Annotated in this window: 21 protein-coding genes and 1 tRNA gene; 19 read left to right on the top strand and 3 right to left on the bottom strand. The window is 57.1% G+C overall.

The window, feature by feature from the left end:
- The first annotated feature begins 96 nt into the window (after positions 1-96).
- The 12 genes from PR017_RS07130 to PR017_RS07075 all read left to right on the top strand — a co-directional run bounded on the left by PR017_RS07130 (position 97) and on the right by PR017_RS07075 (position 10,185).
- The gene (locus tag PR017_RS07130; protein ID WP_111221951.1) at positions 97-363 is read left to right on the top strand and encodes a helix-turn-helix transcriptional regulator; all 267 of its coding nucleotides are present in this window, start codon (positions 97-99) and stop codon (positions 361-363) included.
- Between the two features lie 99 nt (positions 364-462).
- On the top strand, positions 463-990 hold the full coding sequence (locus PR017_RS07125) for a hypothetical protein (protein ID WP_111221952.1): 528 nt from the start codon (positions 463-465) through the stop codon (positions 988-990).
- Positions 987-2,552 (top strand): DNA primase family protein, encoded by a 1,566-nt coding sequence (locus PR017_RS07120; protein ID WP_111221953.1) that lies wholly within the window; start codon positions 987-989, stop codon positions 2,550-2,552. Before PR017_RS07125 ends, PR017_RS07120 begins: the two co-directional genes overlap by 4 nt.
- A gap of 226 nt (positions 2,553-2,778) precedes the next feature.
- Positions 2,779-3,144, top strand: coding sequence for a hypothetical protein (locus PR017_RS07115; protein WP_111221954.1), 366 nt, complete (start codon positions 2,779-2,781; stop codon positions 3,142-3,144).
- Positions 3,145-3,223: 79 nt separating this feature from the next.
- Positions 3,224-3,691, top strand: a complete 468-nt coding sequence (locus PR017_RS07110; RefSeq protein ID WP_133255650.1) for a hypothetical protein — start codon at positions 3,224-3,226, stop codon at positions 3,689-3,691.
- 2 nt (positions 3,692-3,693) lie between these two features.
- Positions 3,694-4,260 (top strand): hypothetical protein, encoded by a 567-nt coding sequence (locus PR017_RS07105; RefSeq protein ID WP_111221956.1) that lies wholly within the window; start codon positions 3,694-3,696, stop codon positions 4,258-4,260.
- Position 4,261: 1 nt separating this feature from the next.
- Complete coding sequence (locus PR017_RS07100) at positions 4,262-4,558, top strand: hypothetical protein (RefSeq protein WP_111221957.1); 297 nt, start codon at positions 4,262-4,264, stop codon at positions 4,556-4,558.
- A gap of 249 nt (positions 4,559-4,807) precedes the next feature.
- Positions 4,808-5,092: a hypothetical protein gene (locus tag PR017_RS07095; RefSeq protein WP_111221959.1), complete on the top strand. Its 285-nt coding sequence runs from the start codon at positions 4,808-4,810 to the stop codon at positions 5,090-5,092.
- Between the two features lie 90 nt (positions 5,093-5,182).
- A complete protein-coding gene (locus PR017_RS07090) occupies positions 5,183-5,506 on the top strand; it encodes a hypothetical protein (RefSeq protein ID WP_111221960.1) in 324 nt (107 codons plus the stop codon).
- Positions 5,507-5,984: 478 nt separating this feature from the next.
- Positions 5,985-6,656: a hypothetical protein gene (locus tag PR017_RS07085; RefSeq protein ID WP_133255651.1), complete on the top strand. Its 672-nt coding sequence runs from the start codon at positions 5,985-5,987 to the stop codon at positions 6,654-6,656.
- Positions 6,657-7,754: 1,098 nt separating this feature from the next.
- Entirely contained in the window at positions 7,755-9,839 is a 2,085-nt protein-coding gene (locus PR017_RS07080; RefSeq protein ID WP_111221963.1) for a phage tail tape measure protein, read from the top strand.
- Positions 9,829-10,185: a hypothetical protein gene (locus PR017_RS07075; RefSeq protein ID WP_111221964.1), complete on the top strand. Its 357-nt coding sequence runs from the start codon at positions 9,829-9,831 to the stop codon at positions 10,183-10,185. Before PR017_RS07080 ends, PR017_RS07075 begins: the two co-directional genes overlap by 11 nt.
- A gap of 6 nt (positions 10,186-10,191) precedes the next feature.
- Here PR017_RS07075 and PR017_RS07070 read toward each other — a convergent pair whose 3' ends face one another.
- Entirely contained in the window at positions 10,192-11,013 is an 822-nt protein-coding gene (locus PR017_RS07070; protein WP_111221965.1) for a hypothetical protein, read from the bottom strand.
- Between the two features lie 82 nt (positions 11,014-11,095).
- Entirely contained in the window at positions 11,096-11,254 is a 159-nt protein-coding gene (locus tag PR017_RS07065) for a hypothetical protein (RefSeq protein WP_279619516.1), read from the bottom strand.
- 102 nt (positions 11,255-11,356) lie between these two features.
- Between PR017_RS07065 and PR017_RS07060 the strand changes: the two genes are divergently transcribed.
- Together PR017_RS07060 and PR017_RS28300 are read left to right on the top strand one after the other, a co-directional pair.
- Complete coding sequence (locus PR017_RS07060) at positions 11,357-11,581, top strand: hypothetical protein (RefSeq protein WP_111221966.1); 225 nt, start codon at positions 11,357-11,359, stop codon at positions 11,579-11,581.
- Complete coding sequence (locus PR017_RS28300) at positions 11,578-11,964, top strand: helix-turn-helix domain-containing protein (protein ID WP_341798949.1); 387 nt, start codon at positions 11,578-11,580, stop codon at positions 11,962-11,964. The genes PR017_RS07060 and PR017_RS28300 overlap by 4 nt, the downstream gene beginning before the upstream one ends.
- A 120-nt stretch (positions 11,965-12,084) precedes the next feature.
- On the opposite strand, the gene PR017_RS07050 is transcribed toward PR017_RS28300, so the two are convergent.
- Positions 12,085-12,174 (bottom strand) — tRNA-Ser (locus PR017_RS07050).
- Positions 12,175-12,391: 217 nt separating this feature from the next.
- On the opposite strand from PR017_RS07050, the gene PR017_RS07045 reads away from it, so the two are divergent.
- The 5 genes from PR017_RS07045 to PR017_RS07025 all read left to right on the top strand — a co-directional run bounded on the left by PR017_RS07045 (position 12,392) and on the right by PR017_RS07025 (position 17,272).
- Positions 12,392-12,712, top strand: a complete 321-nt coding sequence (locus PR017_RS07045) for a hypothetical protein (protein ID WP_154677479.1) — start codon at positions 12,392-12,394, stop codon at positions 12,710-12,712.
- Positions 12,713-13,051: 339 nt separating this feature from the next.
- Positions 13,052-14,170 (top strand): septal ring lytic transglycosylase RlpA family protein, encoded by a 1,119-nt coding sequence (locus PR017_RS07040; protein WP_111221968.1) that lies wholly within the window; start codon positions 13,052-13,054, stop codon positions 14,168-14,170.
- Positions 14,171-14,238: 68 nt separating this feature from the next.
- Entirely contained in the window at positions 14,239-15,420 is a 1,182-nt protein-coding gene (locus PR017_RS07035) for a D-alanyl-D-alanine carboxypeptidase family protein (protein ID WP_111221969.1), read from the top strand.
- 149 nt (positions 15,421-15,569) lie between these two features.
- Positions 15,570-16,256: a dTMP kinase gene (gene tmk / locus PR017_RS07030; protein WP_111222004.1), complete on the top strand. Its 687-nt coding sequence runs from the start codon at positions 15,570-15,572 to the stop codon at positions 16,254-16,256.
- Positions 16,253-17,272 (top strand): DNA polymerase III subunit delta', encoded by a 1,020-nt coding sequence (locus tag PR017_RS07025; protein ID WP_111221970.1) that lies wholly within the window; start codon positions 16,253-16,255, stop codon positions 17,270-17,272. Before tmk ends, PR017_RS07025 begins: the two co-directional genes overlap by 4 nt.
- The last annotated feature ends 73 nt before the right edge of the window (positions 17,273-17,345 follow it).

Here is a 17,345-nt window from a genome sequence, read left to right as displayed (position 1 = left end):
TGTCTTAAATATCAAATGCTTGTTTGCAATATCCGATAATTGTCAAATTTTCCGAATGCGTGCACATCTTCACTTATCGAAACCGGAGTGAAGAGAATGCAGGTAGGTATTAGCGACCAGAAGCGGTTTTACACCCTTCCCGAGATCATCGAAATAACGGGGGTTTCCCTTTCGACACTCTACAAGCTCCGCTCTACGGGAGACCTCATATTTCGAAAATTCGGAGGCCGCACTGTGGTGTTGAAGGGCGACTTCGACGCTTATGTTGCCGACCTTCCGATCTGCCAGGCGGAACCGCAACCGGGTATCACCGGCCGCCGGAAGCGTGCAGTTGCGCGTCCAGCGGCATCTCCGAGGCTTTGAGTTTGAATACTCTGAGCAATCGCAGGATCAAGACAACAAAAAACCCCCGCTAGCAAGACCGGCAAGTCACAGCGAGGGTTTCTTTGGAGATATATCGAAATGCATACGGCAAAAACGCCGAATTGTCAACAGCCATTGGGGCGTATCATCGCTTCTCGGCTGTTCGCCGCAGGGGCGCGCGAGCGTCTACTTGAGGCTTTGGAGTACCTGGCTAACGGCGAGGTCATCGCCGGGAAACACGCCGTTGAGGATGCCATTGACTGTATTGAAAACGGTGGTCGAGACGACAATGCTCAAGCCGCCGGCCTCGCAGAAATGCCACCGGTCTACGAGATCGACGCAGCCTTACACCAGCGTCGCCGCAGCTTTTTAGCCTCTCACGCCAAAAGGGCGGGTTGGTTGGCGCAGTGGTCCGGCGAAACCTTCTTGGTGGCCGACGATGCAACCACGATAACCGTCCACCCTAGCGACGTCTGGACCTCTTCCACAGGCATGCCGGACATGGAGGTGTCAGGCATAGGTCTTACCAGTCTTCACGCGCATTTAAGCGGTCGAGACCTCGCCTCGACCGTTGCCGGATTGGCGGATTGGATCGCGAAGAAAAGCGCGATGGAGGGCGCGCGATGAATCGCGAACTCGATGCCCTCGATACGGAGGCGCTTTTTGATCGTTCGGTTCCCGCAGAGGAGGCGCCATCGTTAAACTACCTCGCCGCGTTGTCCGGTGGCCACGTCACCAGACGCGGGATTCGTGCGTTTGATCTTGAGGGATTGAAACAGAAGCGCCGTGGTTTTGGCGTGGACGAACTCTCGAAGAAGGACCCGACCGATTGGGCTCGGGCGATGCTCTTGGAGAACTGCCGCGACGGGGTGGCTATGATCGCGTTCTGGCGAGGCCAATGGTGGGTCTGGGACACATATTGGCAGGAAACTCCTATCCATTTGATCCGCCGGCGGGTCTACGAGTTTTTCGACGAGAAGAAATTCTCGAATTACGACGCGGAGACCAAGGATGTTAAGATTACGAGGGTGAAGCCCGACTCCTCCATGGTCAATCAGACGATCGATGTCCTTTGTGGACTATGCGCCGTGGAAGATGACATCGAGCCTTTCACCTGGCGCGGCACCGGTCCAAATCCCGATTTCTTGCTTCCGGTGCGAAACGGCATCCTAAATCTGCTCACCTCGGAGCTGCTCCCTCATACCCCGGATTTCATGGCGATCGGCGTCGCGGATTGGGATTGGACAGGCAAGGCTTACGCGCCGGAGCGCTTCGGCGGCTTCACTCGAAGTCTATGGCCCGTCGACCAGGGGGAGAGAAACTATCTGCAGGAGTTGTTGGGCTGGATGCTATCCGGCGACCGCTCCCTTCAAAAAATTGTGCTGCTCCATGGTCCGACGCGCGCCGGCAAGGGTACGTTGATCCGGCTGATACAGCATTTGCTTGGCGAGCAGCGTTACACGCCGGTAAACGCGGCCGCCTTCAGCTCGGAATTCGGGTTTGCGGGCACCGTAGACAAGCGCCTAGCTATCGCAGGCGATCTCCGCATCGATCACAAGGTCGATGCCGGGGCGATGACTGAGCGCCTCCTACAGGTCTCGGGCGGAGATACCATCAGGGTAGGGCGCAAATACATAGGTGATTGGCGGGGGGCGGCGACGGCGCGCGTCTTGATCTCAGTGAATGAGATACCAAAGCTTCCCGACGATTCCGGAGCACTTGCCAACCGTTACGCGCCGCTCGCCTTCAACATTCGTTTTCTGGGGCGGGAAGACACTCGGTTAGATGATGACCTCCGGGCCGAAGCTGAGGGGATCGCAAAATGGGCCATGGTCGGATTGCAGCGCTTGATGTCACGCGGCCGCTTCGCGTTTCCGGATTCGAGTGCGCGGTTGATTCGAAGGTCACAAAATTCGGCGAGCCCGGTTCGAGAGTTCGTCAATGATTGCTGTAAAATCGTTTCGGAGCGACGTACTCCGGTGGATGCTTTGTATCGCGTCTACATTGAGTGGTGCGCGGATGCTGGATTAAAGCCATCGGCAAAAAACCGGTTTGGTGAGGCGCTGCAAAACGCATTTTCAGAGATCAGCACAGGTCGCATGCCGGGACCGCGATCAGAAAAACGCGCGTCCTGTTACATCGGGATTGAGGTCAGAAACGATAGTTCCAGCCCTGACACCGTGTCCTGACACGGTTTGGTGTCAGGATATCAGCTCTGACACGGATTTCAGCCCTGACACGGATCATTCCTTATTTTCAGGCTCTTAGCTTCCGGTGTCGGAGTGTCAGGGCAAAACCTTACAGAAAAAGCAAAAAGTAAAATAAGATTGAATCCGCAATGAAAACAACACAGTAGATAACGAGGCGTTTACATGGAAAAGTTTTTATGGCTCAGCCCTGACACGGGATCAACGAATGACTAGCCCGGCTTACGCGGACGTTATTCAAGCTCTCAGGCTTCTTAACTTGGTGGAGGCAGAATGCCCGCCTGGTGTTGGCGCTTTGTTGCTCCGCGCAAAACACCTTCTCGAACGCGACCCTACCGTTGTCTCTGTACGAGCCGTCCAGCGAGGGGAGCTTATCCGCTATCTCGCAAACCGGCTTTATCGACCGGGAATGTCAGACCGGCGCATCGCAGCGGAGATGATGGCTATATCGATAAAGATCAACGTAGATAACGAATATTTTTCAGAGCCGAAGCATACACTAAAAAAGATCATCGTTGAGAACGGTGGGAAGATGCCAAGCGACAAGACTATCCGGCGCGATCTCCGAAGTTGATCTTTACAGTGGGTCACTCGAATGCGCGCATGACCCAAAAAATGGCTGTACTGCTAAGTCCACACCAAAGAGGACTGGCATGCCCCAACCCATCTTCCATATCGATATTGTTCGCCTCCGGCGATACATTTCGGATGCCAACAACGCCCACTCCCTCCTTATGCGCAATTCTACAGAGCGCAGAGCCTTGGGGGAGGTTCTTGGCCAGTTGCGGATCAGGCAGGATATTGCGCGGCGAGATTCCATCGGTCGCCCGCCAGTAGAAACCGCTGAATCTCGAAACGAGCAAAGGTCCGGGTATCTTCGGTCCACGGATCCAGAAATCTCCGCGCTAGAAGATGAGCATGAGCGAACGATCATCGCAGCCGCGCACAATGAAATTAAAGTTGTCAAAGAGGAAATTGACCGCGTTGAGCGACAGATGCGGCGCCTCGAAGCTGAATACGAAATTCTCAACGATCGATGGGAGCATGCCGCGCGTCTTCGCGATCTTGTTCGCAACTTCGCACTCGCCCACGGCATATCATCTGACGATATGGAGATTTGATAATGAAGAAACCGAGCCTCGCCGATAAGCTCTCCGGCCTTTTCTCCACCAAGGCCAATATCGATGCCGAGATCCGTGCTGATCTTGAGCAAATCCATATCGAAATTGTTGCAGCTCAAAACAAGCGTGCCGCCGTCGAACGTGCGCCATTGTCGGTTGATGAAATCGAACAGCGCGTTGATTCCCTCCTTGCGAATGAGGAGGCCGCTGCTCGCAACTTTTACTCGCCTGGCAACCTCGCGACACCTGGTATGCATCTTGACGGCTGCGGGCTCGGTGCTGCGCTCCATCGGCGAGAAAGCAATCTCGGAGCGTTGTGTGCGATCGGCTTTCGGAGTGTTATTCGTGCCGCTATGGTTGCCGATGCTGTAGCCGAGGCAGCCGGTGTAGGCAAACCGCTATCCTCCTCCGAGCGCGAGCTTGAGACCAAGCGTCTAACAGATGAAATTGCCACCTTGGAGCTGACGCGCGAGAAGATCGCCCGGCAGGCCGAGGGTAGCGGGATCATTGTAAATCGGAGTGAATTCGCGGATCCCAGAGCACTGCTGGCAGTGGATTCGGAGCTTTGACATGCAGACCGCGACCTCTCTCATCGCGGACCGCGCCGATAGTGTCCGCCTCAAAACCGCGAGTTGGCGTGAATTCAACTTGGCTATCGCCGCGTTGCGACGGGCCGAAGCCGATGTTCGGATAGCAACGCTCGATCTCCGCCGGCGAGACTTCTCAGATGATGTCAAGGTGGCGACCAGAGTTCAGAAGAAATGCGTTGCGGCCCATGCCATTCACTCGGTCGCGCTTACGAGACTTCGGGAAGCCCGTATTGACTTGGAGTTCGCTAGGTCGGCACTTGGAGCCCAGAATGTCTGAAATCCTTTACTTTATATTCGGCGCATTCGTCGCGTTGGTCGCGGCAATGATCATCGCCCGCACTCTCCGAGAGGAACAGAGCAGGCGGCCCAAACGTGGTCGCCGTCAAACTCCTGCTCACTTGGACCGAGGACCATCGCGCGCCACAGTTATGGAGCGGGGACGTATCGCAGCGAAAGCTGAACGTCTCGGGTGGGACACCTTTCCTGGCGTTGAAGAACTAATTCGCAACAACAAGGGGGCTTGATCATGAGCGATGACAACTGGGAAGAAAAGAATAAGCGCCGCATCGCTCTTCATGCCGCCATCGCTCAGGAGCGAAAAAGCGAGCGTCTCGCGGGTCGTACATTCGTTTTGCCGGAGCATCGGCGCGACCAGGCCGCTCCCGCCTCTGGCACCGCGCCCGCTGTAAAAGAGCCAGCAACCTCAGGCGCAAGGAACGATGCAGATCGCAAGGCCTACATCAGCGATTTGTGGAAGCGCTCGATAAAAGCTGCGGCATCAGGGCGCCCGCTCAACTTCGAGGCCGACTAATACGAATGCCGGGGCCGTCAACCCCCGGCGTGTCGACGCTGCTGCTAAGCCCTTACTGGCTGCGTCGGCACACCCATCATGGAGAGACCTATGTCCGAGATTGAAACGCCAATTCATAAGAGCGCCAGCCAGCTTTGGCGAGAAGCCTTTAAGGCCGCCGCCGACGATCTGGATGATATCGAATTGACGGATCAGGACATGGCGATGGCCTACACGTACTATCACCTTGGCGCTCTCCCCTTCCTGCCGGTGCCCAGATGGCACGATGCTCGCGAGATGGACCGCGATACCTTCGAAGCGTTGAAGGCCGCAGGCCAGGCCGAAGAGTGCGGCATCGCTGACGTCGCCTACGAAAAGCGATGCATGGCTTACTATGCGGAGCACACCGCCGAGGCGGCGCAGTCGCTACTTTAGGAAAAGCAAAGGTACTCCGGCCACCCCAGCCGGGTGCGGGGAGCGCGGCCGCGCAAGCTCTCGCTAGCGACAGAAATAGCCGTAGCGCATATCCTATATGCACCATGCATAATGTTACAGCAGGGGGAAAGCTAAAGTCATCCGGTGCACCATGGCACCGGAGATCAATCCGACATGCAGTTTGCATGGCGATATCTTGCGTCCGGTTCTTATTTTTGCTCCGGAGGATCAACCGTCTTAAGCCGCCACATTGATCTTACGCCGCCTCAAGCAAAGATATAAGATTTGCACTCTGAATTGCCGAAACCGATAGAGCAGGGCGCCGCCGCCTATGTGATTATTTCACCAAACCAATTGGGCGAACGTTCGAGCTCGTTTGACCAGCACTGATGGAAGTCGGTTTGAGGCTAAGGCCTGAAACGCTAGGCTAAACTGTCACTCATGGTTTATACCGTGGGATAGCAACTGAGGGTGAAACTTGGACGGATTGCTTAAGCTACCTTACGAACTGCAGATCGTTCTGGTTGCAGGCTACCTCGCTTACAAAATCACCACAATTGGCAAGGGTAGGCTTCACCGGACAGAAGACTTCCTCCTTCAGGTGCTCACGTTCGGTGTCGTCGCCAGGTCGATCTCATCAGCGCTGGCGTGGTTATTTTCTTACCGCTCACCATTGCAGATCGAGATTTACGAAGCCGTCCAGGTTGCGGAAGCCGTTTTTCTTACATGCGTAGTTTCTGTTGCGCTTGGAATTCTATGGCGATCACTAGGCGAGCGTACGACAAGCACTGCAATGAACTCGGCTGGCATCTACCGAGACGACCATGAGTCATCCGTGTGGCAGTCGATAATGCAAAATCCGGCGCCGTGGACTGTTGTTCAAGTTTTCCTGGAGTCAGGTATTGTGCTGGAAGCAAACTTCGCAATAATGAAGCCTCGGCCAAAGACACCGGTACTAATGAACGAGGACGGTATAGGCATATACGTCACCGGTCGATGGAATGAAAAAAACAAGCTGCAGTCGTTTGAAATTACTGGCAACTCTGCAGATGTCACCATGACGTACATTCCGAGAACGTCAATCAAACGCGTTGATGTTTCGTGGCGGCTACCGGATAGCGAATTTGAGCTTGCTGAGCCTATCGCTTAGGTGGCTTCGACGGAGCACCTGATCCAGTAGTTGCCGGTTGCGCTGATGCCCCTTCATTGCCCGACCCAGGCCGAACTGCTATGGGCCGCGCACTATCACCGGTAATGCCTCTAGGTTTGTCTGCCATTAAAAACTCCGTTTATCTACTGCCTAATTCGCAATCAGCGGTCATCGTTTCGGTGGTTTTGCAGCCGCGCCTTCGCCGGTGGTGAGTGGCTGCGCAGTGCCTACTTTGTGACTACCAGGTTCGGTTTGTATCACCGTCACAGGTCTACTGCTCTGGATCGATTTAACTTTGTCAGTCATCAAATTTCCTCTTCGCGAAAGCCGGCGTATCTCCAATCGAGAGTGGAGAATGTCATACTGCTAGGTCGCGTCAAGCGGTATTGCTGAGCCACTTTCCCTGCCGCCTGTAGGGAGCCGGTACGTACATCGCCCTTGCAACTGACTTCGCAGAAAGTGGGAAGGCCTAGAGGCCGGATATTGCCGGATCCGATAACTAGGCGGGTCGAAATTTTGGCATGGTGAAGCGGTACTCGATGAGGATTCCGCTTTGCAAACAGCCACAGAACTCGACCTTTCCGATCAGGTCGCCGCCCTAACCTTCCTTCACCAGATCCGCGTCGATCTCGGGATGTCGCTCGGCGACATGGAAGACAAAAGCGGGATTTCCATAACCTCATTCTACGTTTGGAAGAGTGGTGCGCGGTCTCCACAACTTGCCAATCTGGTTGCCCTGTCACAAACGCTCGGCTTCGACGTCATGGCTTCCGGCCGAAGCGGGGGGGCTCCCTTCCTCTGTACTGCCGATAGTCCCGACCTTTGGCCTCATATCGAGAGCCTAATCTCGGACGCCGGATTGCCGACATCTCGGTTCAATACTGAAGCCGGCGTTTCAACTTCGAGCTTCTACTCGTGGACTCGTGGTGAGCGGTCGCCGACCTTGAAATCGCTTTCCAGTATGGCGTCGCACCTTGGTTTCCGCGTCTTTCTTCGAAAGAGGCACGTGTCGAAGCGGCGCCCCTCTAAGTCAGGCGAAATATTTGACGGCTGGCACGCTCGTGCCGACCGACAGGCTGTTAGCGAGGTCCAGTTCCAATGAGCATCACCGCCGACGCAACAGTGCGACTCAGCCTAGTAGATCGCCTCTCCGGACCGATACAGAGGATCAGCGCCAGGATATCAACCTTTGGCAAGCGCATCAGCTTTGATCGCATCGGAAAGTCGGTCAATAATTTAGGCCGGAGCTTCCAAGGTCTTGGCGACGGTATCGCGCGCACCTCTGGGCGTCTTGCTACTCTATTTGGCGTCCTCGGCGCTGGTAGCGCTGGTGCTGTTGCGGGAGCGTGGGGTTTGGCGAAGTCCGCTTCGGATGCCGGTTCCGAAATTCACGACATGGCGGCAAAGCTCGGGACGTCCACTGAGGCTTTGTCCGAGTGGCACCACGTAGCGGATCAAGCAGGCGTTCAAATCGAGACCTTTGACAACGCCATAGCAAAGATGGGGATTAATGCGGCCTTGGCCGGGAAAGGCAACAAGCAGCTCGGCCAGGCATTTCGATCCCTCGGCGTCCACGTCAAGGACGCCCACGGCAAGATGCGATCGACGGACGAAATCCTTGATGACACCGTTGTAGCCCTCACAAAGATCAAGGACCCCTTGTCGCGCAATTCTGCAGCCTTCAAAATCTTCGGGAAGGCCGGCGCCGAGCTTGGCAAGATCCTCGCTGACGGCGCGCCTTCTATTAAAGCTACACGTGAAGAGGCGAGGAGGCTCGGTGTCGTTTGGTCCCAAGACGGCGCAAACGCTGCGGACCGGCTTGGCGACGCCAGCACGGCCCTGGGGAAGCGGCTGAAAGCCTTCGGGACCTTCGTAGGCGCACAGCTCATGCCGGTGTTCTCAGAGGCTGTCGAAGGCATCAATGCATGGTTCGACGCAAATACCGGTTTGATCCGGAGCAAAATACTTGAGTGGTCGGGTCGGCTTGTCTCCGTAATCCGCGACCTCTTCGACCCCACTTCTCGGATCAGGGAACAGTTTGACGAACTGGGCGCCCGGATCTCAGCGGTCGTAGATAAAATGAAGCCGTTCGTCGATTTCCTAGGCGGGCCTCTTAACGCCGCTCTGGCGCTTATCGGGTTCTGGGTCCTGGCGCCAACGATCGCCGCTGTTCTTTCTCTGGCGGCAGCGTTCACCACGTTGGGGGTGTCGGTAATTGGCGTCGCGGCTTCGGCGATTGGGCTCGCCTTCTCCGGCTTCTCGAAACTGTTCTCAGGGATGGCGGGAACCGCAGCGGAGACCGGCGCCGCCGCCGGGGCATCATATGGATCCGCGTTTGCGAAAAGCATGCGTGGCGCGGTTCGGCTTGGCCTTGTCGGCTTAGGCGCCTATGCCGCATATGAGATCTCCAAGGATGTTCCAACCACTAAGGAGGAGTGGCAACAGCGTCTCGCCGAAAACAAAAAGTCCGATGATGAGCGCAACAAAGCGATCATGGATAATGGCGGGAAAACCGTCAACAAAGCATTGGGCTTCGAGTTTCTCAGGGACAAGGATGGCTACGAGACTTCACCGGCGAAGCGGCTTGTCGATACCCTTAAGGGTGTTTTCGGACTAGGCACCGATGCGAAGGCCCCGCCGGAGACTGCGGCGACTCGAGCCAGTAAGGCGCAGACCGGGCGTAGCGGGACCCCTGGTCTCATCAAGACCCCCGAGTTCTTCCCCGGCAAGGCGAAGGATGACAATGTTGCGCCTACCCCTCCCGCTGAAACAAAGCAAAACTATATGCCGCCGCTTCCCGGCACGAAGGCGGCGGCACAGGCAGATAAGGCGGACCGGACGCGGGATACAGGCGAAGCGGAACCGCTGAGAGCTGGTAGTGATCGTCAGCGCGCCGAGGTGGACTCCGTTTTCCGAACCTCCGATGCGGAGAACGCGAGGAAAGCCGGGTTCGGTGGATCCACGGAGACGATGCCAGGGAAGACGAAGGATGACATCCTGCAGCCGCTTGTCGTCCATGAGCCTCAACAAATCAATTCGCCTTTCACGGCCAACGTCTATGTGACCGCAACAACTGCCGCCGGCGTGGACGGCGGCGCCATCGCCAAGGCTGTAGAGTCTCGGCTCCGAGCCATAGCCAGCGAGCAGGCCGCCGACCGGGGGAGCAGCCTCAATGACGAGTGATGCCAGCTTTTTGTTTAAAGATGGGGGAGTCGTCCTGTTAGACGACATCGCATCAGGTATCAGCGAAGGGACCATGCCCGGCGTTGATCGGTGCTATGTGTTGATCGATGTCGAAATTGAAGAAAAAATCTTCGTCGGGCATGTTGTCCTGCAGCAAAGCCTGGCGGAAGTGACGACCATTCTCGATGCGGCGTATGCGAAGGGTTGGCAAATCATCGTATCCGGGCGACAGCAGTCATTCCGAATAGACGATGAGCCGGAATCTCCTTTTTTTATAGAAGGTAGTATCGAGCTGGCCACGCCGACCGGGATATCGGTCATGGCCGAAAAATGCGCGGTGAACTAAGGGGCGTCACGATAGGTTAATCATCTGGCCATCGACTAACCGTCCATCGCGTGGATGAATTGCTAAAAATTTCGGATTTGTTAGTAGTCCATGATAATATTTACTGTTGACAACGTCAGGATGGTTTTTAAAAGCGTCGCCGGCCAACAATATTCTTTCTTTGGTGAAGTAATTTATACATTGATCGGGACTCATGCTCGTACCAAACGGTCCATCAAATTCCGGACCGGGGTCATTCGTATAAACCTCACGCGAATTGCCTTGATAAGCTGGGAACTTTAGGAAGCTTGCCATTAAAACCACGGCATACATACCGACTTCAATTACCCAAATCGAAATCGATTTGTCGGGGATTGTTGGTAAAAAGGCGACATCTTTGTGCCCGACCAAAAGCGCCGTCAAAAGTTGGAGTTTTTTCGGGTTATAGGTCCCGATGTTTGTAGAGCCTGCGCCACTTACATCAAAGACAGGCTCCTTCATTCGTGGCACTCTTCGGGAGAAAACCGGCTGAAACCCAGACTTGCTTTTGATCGTGCTCGTTACCAAAAATCCATCTTCGATTTCCGTGCTCACCGTCCGTGTCGTTTTTTTTATAAGATTTATCTGTTTTAATGATTTTTTGCTCGGATGTATCGACCAGCGGTTTTCAGCGATGGTGGTGCTTTGTAACTCGTCTCTTGTCGCGTAAGGGTTAGGTCCTTCGTAGTTCATCGCAAGGGCCGGTATGATTAAGACGACCTCATCTTTTCCTCGGTCAACCACTCGTAGTATTTTTCTGTATCCGGAGCCTTTTTCAAGTACCGAAAGGCTGACTTCCTTATTTGCCATGTCTGATCTTCGGTTAAGAGCCATTGAAGTTGCGGCCACGGTTTGCTCGTAAGCGCAAACCTACCCAATAGGCATCATAAGACTATTCGGATTTAATGTCCTGCCGATCAAGAGCTTCTTGCAGGACTTGTCGGATCCATTCGGCGCGACGGTTTTTGCCGGCAAGTTGGTCTATTCGCTCAGACATCTCGGCGGTAAGCCGGATCGTCAATTCCTTGAAGCCCATCGGCGGACGGCCCATCATCATCTCCATTAAATTAAAAGCGGTGGCACTTACTTGACTATAAGTGCCACCGCTTATATGTCTACCCCCACAGCCAATTATGGTTAAGAGGAAAAGACGATGAGCACTGCAAAAGTCCGCGACATTTTTCAGACACCTACCGAGGTGATCGATACCACTGGCATGGCTATGGATGTTGGTGTCATCGTTACCGATCCCGATGTCTTCATGTTCAGCGTCGTCAACACAGCGCGTGAACTCGCTGGCTATGCGACCCTGTCCCGCGCCGAAGTGACTCGCTTGCGGGACGCTCTGACGCGAGAGTTGGAGGCTGGCGATCGATGAAGGCGCCGAGCCAGTTGGACGCCGAGACAATCGGGCGCATTGTCATGGCGTTGGTCGCCGGAAGCTTTGTTGTCGAGGGTGATGACGTACGCGTAATCGGCGCCGGGAAGGCTATGAGAGCTGTCGGCTCATTCGGGAATAAGCCCGCATTGCATCCGGTGTCTCCATCGCCTCAGAAAACTGCCGATCCGAGTGCTATGCTGACCACCGACGAGGTGGCCGCCAGGCTTCGGGCTTCGCTTCCTACCCTTGCGCGTTGGCGGGGAGAAGGCGAGGGACCGGCCTACGTGAAGCGGCGTGGCCGTGTTTTGTATCGAGAGGAGGATCTAATCGCCTACGAATCATCGCATGGGCGGACAAAGACACGCGACGCCGAGCGATAAGACAGCATCGAACTTGCGGAATTTTGCAGATAATTGCGCGGGGTTACAGCGATTGCGGTAGGGCACGGAGTAGGGCACGAAGCCGACAATTGCAAATTACACAGCAAATACAAAGCCAGATGGCGGAAGAGGTGGGATTCGAACCCACGGTACGGTCTCCCGCACGCCGGTTTTCAAGACCGGTTCCTTAAACCACTCGGACACTCTTCCAAGTATATGATATCGAAGCGGTTTCTTCTTCAATACCGTCGACCGGAATGTCTAGTTGCGGCGCAGTTCGCAACTATTTCGGTTTTCGACTTGCGCTTATAGCTTCTTGCGACCCGGCGTCAACCTTTTCGGCGGCGTCAGCCCGTTTGCCACATGGATCGAAGCCAATATCGTTGGCCCTTAGAGGCACGTTCGTCAGTCTTTACGGAGATAGCTTTTGCCACCGGTATCGGTGGTGCAGAAGTGGCCGCCTTTTGGGCCGGTGCAATACGTAGCCGATCGGCAGGAGCATTCGCTCGAAGATGTCGGCGACATTTCTTCCGGTTGCGAGCCGATTATGCCGAGTGCTCCCGTGCCCGAACTCATTGTGCCTGAGCATGACTTCTTGCTGGCGCTCACCGATCCGTCATTGCAGATGAATGTGCTGCCCTCGCAATGGTCGATGCCGCCTTTTTTGCCGCTGCAGGGAGAATTGGCGAACGCAGTGGTGGAAACCGCCAGTGAGCCGGCCAGGATGATAGAAGACAGGCGCATATAGTTTCCCCGGGGATAACAAACGGTACGGCTATGGGATGAACCTGACCTGAGGGTTGAGATCCGATCCGGGGGCACAGCGCGGTTGCGCGACGGGTTTGCGCTGTTACCGGCCGTCAGGGTAGGCGCGCCGTTGCCCCGTTTCCGTTTACCACCGGTTAACCATGATCGTTACAATTGTTCCTTTTCGGCCACTGGGACCGGCTAATTTGACATCATGCAAACATGATTAAAGTCCCGTTAGGTGATTGGGGCGTAGGTCGGAATTGGAGTTGAAGACCCATCGTCTCATCCACCCTCTTCTGTTCCACCTTGTTCAGTATTGCGTATCGGTTTGGCAGACATGACGTTCGAAAATGTTTCGGTATCATACAGGAGAGGCCTGCGCTGGGCGGCACTCTCGGCCATGTGTGCAGCCGTTTCCGCCTGCGGCACGACGCATGCTCCGCCTCTGAAGACCAAGCATGGCAAGGAATATTTTTCTGAAGCCGAATATGGCGTCAAGGCCAGTCCGCGCGTCGTCACCAGTGGCAAGATCCCCAGCGGCGGCGGACGCTTCATGGTCGGAAATCCCTATCAGGTGAAGGGTGCCTGGTATTATCCGAAGGAAGACTACAAGTACAACAAGGTCGGCATCGCGTCCTGGTACGGCTCCGCATTTCACGGCCGCCTGACGGCCAATGGCGAGGTCTACGACCAGTTGACCCTGTCTGCGGCCCATCCGACATTTCCGCTGCCGAGCTATGCGCGCGTCACCAACGTCGAGAACGGTTCATCGGTGATCGTGCGTGTCAACGATCGCGGTCCGTATCATCCCGGCCGCATCATCGACCTTTCGAACAAGAGCGCCGACCTCCTCGATCTTCGCGACAGCGGTACCGGCAATGTCCGGGTGCAATATGTCGGTCGTGCGCCGCTCGAGGGTCACGACATGCCCTACCTGATGGCCTCCTATGTACCGAAGGGCAGCCGCTTGCCGGGCATCAATCCGGGTGGCCAGTTCGGCAGCGGCCTGATGGTCGCATCGAATGGCAAGATGACGGCCGACCAGTTGCCGGACTATGTCCAGACGCCGCTTCGCCAGCCGACCCGCCGTCCGACATCGGGGGCACCCGCGGCAGCTCCCATGGCGTCGACTGCCTATGCCGGATCGACACCGACGTCGCCGGCCTTCAAGCAGCAGCAGCCACCGATGAACTGGGGTGCACCGGAGCCGGCGGCCCAGGGTATCCTCGTGTCGCTGCCGCAAATCGGACCCGTTCCTTACGAGCGGCCGAATTCCCGCCAGGGTTTTGCCGCGCTGACACACGCGTCGTCGCTTGTCGTTGCCTATGGGGAGCCTGACAGGGCTGCTCCACGGGAGCTGGCTTTCGACGCCGTCATGGTCCGCAACGATGGCCTGACGCAGAAATCGATACTGGCATCGTATCATCGGCAGATGGTTGCCGCGCGGGCTGAATGAAGGCGGCAATTGCCTTCGCCCCGGGCCGCGCGTAACTTGGATGCTGGCTAGCGGGAAGGGGACTATCGATGCTGAAATGCCTTTTCGCTGCTGTCTTGTTGTTTTCCACAAATGCGTTCGCACAAACGCCACCATCGGTCTTCGATACCAAGGCCGGGCAGGCCTTTATGATCGAGGCGTCGACGGGCACCGTTCTCTTGGCCAAGAACGAGGACAAGCCATTCTCGCCGGCGTCGCTGGCAAAGCTGATGACGCTGGACGTCGTGTTCGATGCGCTGACGCGCAACGAGGTCAGCCTCGACACCACCTATCCGGTCTCCGAAAATGCCTGGCGCCGGGGCGGCGCACCATCGCGGGCGTCGACCATGTTTGCAGCGCTGAAATCCCGCGTGCGGATCGGCGATCTCGTCCAGGGCGCGGCGATTCAGCAGGCCAATGACGCCTGCATCGTGCTTGCCGAAGGCATGTCCGTCAGCGAGGCGGAGTTTGCCCGCAGGATGACCCAGCATGCGCGCGAGATCGGCATGCCGAAGGCGAAGTTCGGCAATGCGACGGGACTTCCCGATGCCGACAGCAAGGTTTCCGCACGCGAACTGGTGACACTGGCGCGCGACCTGCAGTCAAAATATCCGGACCTCTACAAGTCATTCTCGCAGCCCGACTTTACCTGGAACAAGATTTTTCAGCGAAACCGCAATCCGCTGCTGCCGCTGACCATGGGTGTGGACGGGCTGGGGACAGGCTTTGCGGAGGGTGAGGGGTTTTCGATCGTCTCCTCCGTGACGCGTGACGGCCGGCGTCTGTTCTTGGCGATGGGCGGGCTTGGCTCCGACAAGGAGCGCACCGAGGAAGCCAAGCGCGTGCTGGAATGGGGACTGAGCAATTTCAGGAGCCAGCGTGTTTTCGATGAAGGAGAAGTGATTGGCACGGCCAGCGTTTATGGCGGCGCCAGGGCATCGGTCGGGCTTGTGGCCAAGACAGGCGTGGATGTCTACGTGCCCGTCAACAATCCCGATCGGCTGACCGCCCGCGTCATCTACCGCTGGCCGCTGGCGGCGCCTGTCGCGAGCGGCCAGCCGGCTGGGATTTTGAAAGTGTTTTCCGGCACCCGCGTCGTGCGCGAGGTTCCGCTGTTCACCGATGGCGAGGTCGCGCAGGGCGGTCTCGGGCGCCGGGCGCTCGATGCTTTGGTCGAGCTATCGGAAACGCTTTTGTTTTCCTGGCTCTGGGAAACGCCGACCCCGGCTTGACAAAGCTTCGGGCAAATCACCGTACAACATCGCAAACTCTCGGCCAGACGGTTTCGTCCGGCGTCGTCTTGCGTTAAACAGTCGCCAACGGCCGATGGCAGTGCCTATCTGCCTGCTGAATGGAATGCGAGATCGCAGGATGCGAGCAATTGTCGAACGGAACCGGTTTGTTCATAAGCTTTGAAGGTGGGGAGGGTGCCGGTAAATCGACGCAAATCCGTCTGCTCGCCGAAGCCCTGACGGCAAGCGGTCGCGATGTGATTGTCACGCGCGAGCCCGGCGGTTCGCCCGGTGCGGAGGCGGTGCGCCACGTGCTGCTGTCCGGGGCTGCGGAGGCTTTCGGGACGCGCATGGAAGCCATTCTGTTTGCTGCGGCCCGCAATGATCATGTCGAAGAGGTCATCCGCCCGGCTCTGGCGCAAGGGAAAGTCGTTCTCTGCGACCGGTTCATGGATTCATCGCGCGTCTACCAGGGCGTGACGGGCAATCTGGAGCCTGATTTTATCGAGGCGCTGCAACGGATCGCCGTAGACGGCGTCGTGCCGGACTGTACCCTGATCCTCGACCTGCCCGCCAGCGTCGGCCTCGAGCGTGCACACAGGCGCGGAGCCGCGACGACGGCCGAGCCGGATCGCTTCGAAAAGGAAGAGATGGAAACCCATGAAAAGCGCCGCGAGGCGTTTCTCGATATTGCTGCCGGCGATCCGCAACGCTGCCATGTCATCGACGCTCTTCATACGCCAGAAGACATCGCGGCCCGCATTCTTGCCATTGTCAGCCAGCGGCTGGTATCGCATGACGGGAAGGCGGGCGCCGGGCCGGAGACGGCACAATGAGCGACGAACGGCCCGGCGTGCTGGACGGCGCCATTGCTCCGATGGAAAATACCAGGCTTTTCGGCCATGCAGAGGCTGAGGCGTTCCTGGCCCAGTCCTATCGTTCCGGCAAGGGCCATCATGCCATCCTCATCGAGGGGCCGGAGGGCATCGGCAAGGCAACGCTGGCCTTCCGCTTTGCCAATCATGTGCTGTCGCATCCGGATCCGCTGATGGCGCCGGCCGAGATCGCCGATCCCGATCCGGCCTCCGTCGTCAGCCATGCCATCGTTTCAGGCGCGTCTCACAACCTGCTCTATCTGGCGCGGCCGGTCGACGAAAAGACCGGCAAGGTGAAATCGGCGATCACCGTCGACGAGGTCAGGCGGGCCGGCAAATTCTTCTCGCAGACGTCGGGCACCGGCAACTGGCGCATCGTCATCATCGACCCCGCCGACGACATGAACCGCAGCGCTGCGAACGCCATCCTCAAGATACTCGAGGAGCCTCCGAAGCGGGCGCTGTTCCTGGTGCTGTCGCACGCGCCCGGCAAGCTTCTGCCGACGATACGCTCGCGCTGCCTGCCATTGCGCCTGTTACCGCTCAGTGACGAAGCGCTGGCGGCAGCGTTGTCCAATCTCGACATCGGCTCCGATGCCGACCTTCTGCGTGATGCCAAGGGCAGTGTCAGCGAGGCACTGAAGCTCATCAACTACGGTGGCGCGGACATTGTCGCGGCCTACCGTCAGGTCGTGGCTTCCGAAGGCCCTGCAGCGCGCAAGGCGATGCACAAGCTCGCGGACGTGCTGTCGGGCAGGGAGAGCGAAACGATCTTCGATTTCTTCGTCTCCCAGATCGAGGACGACATCATGGCGCGGGCGCGCCAGGCGGCACTCGAAGGCCGGGTGGTGGACGCCGAGCGGATGTCGCGGCTTCATTCTGACGTCACCGAACGGCTCACGGTGTCGCAGGCCTACAATCTCGATCGCAAGCAGACCATATTGACCGTGCTGGGCGATCTAAAACAGCAGCTGTAGTCGCTGGCCGACGTGTCGATCGACGCTGGCGCCAAACTTCAAGGTTTCGCTGCGGTGCGACTTGCGATAATAG

It is taken from the genome of Rhizobium tumorigenes (assembly GCF_003240565.2).
GTDB lineage: Bacteria > Pseudomonadota > Alphaproteobacteria > Rhizobiales > Rhizobiaceae > Rhizobium > Rhizobium tumorigenes.
The sequence above is the reverse complement of the archived record's forward strand: the minus strand, read 5'-3'. Positions and strand labels throughout refer to the sequence as shown.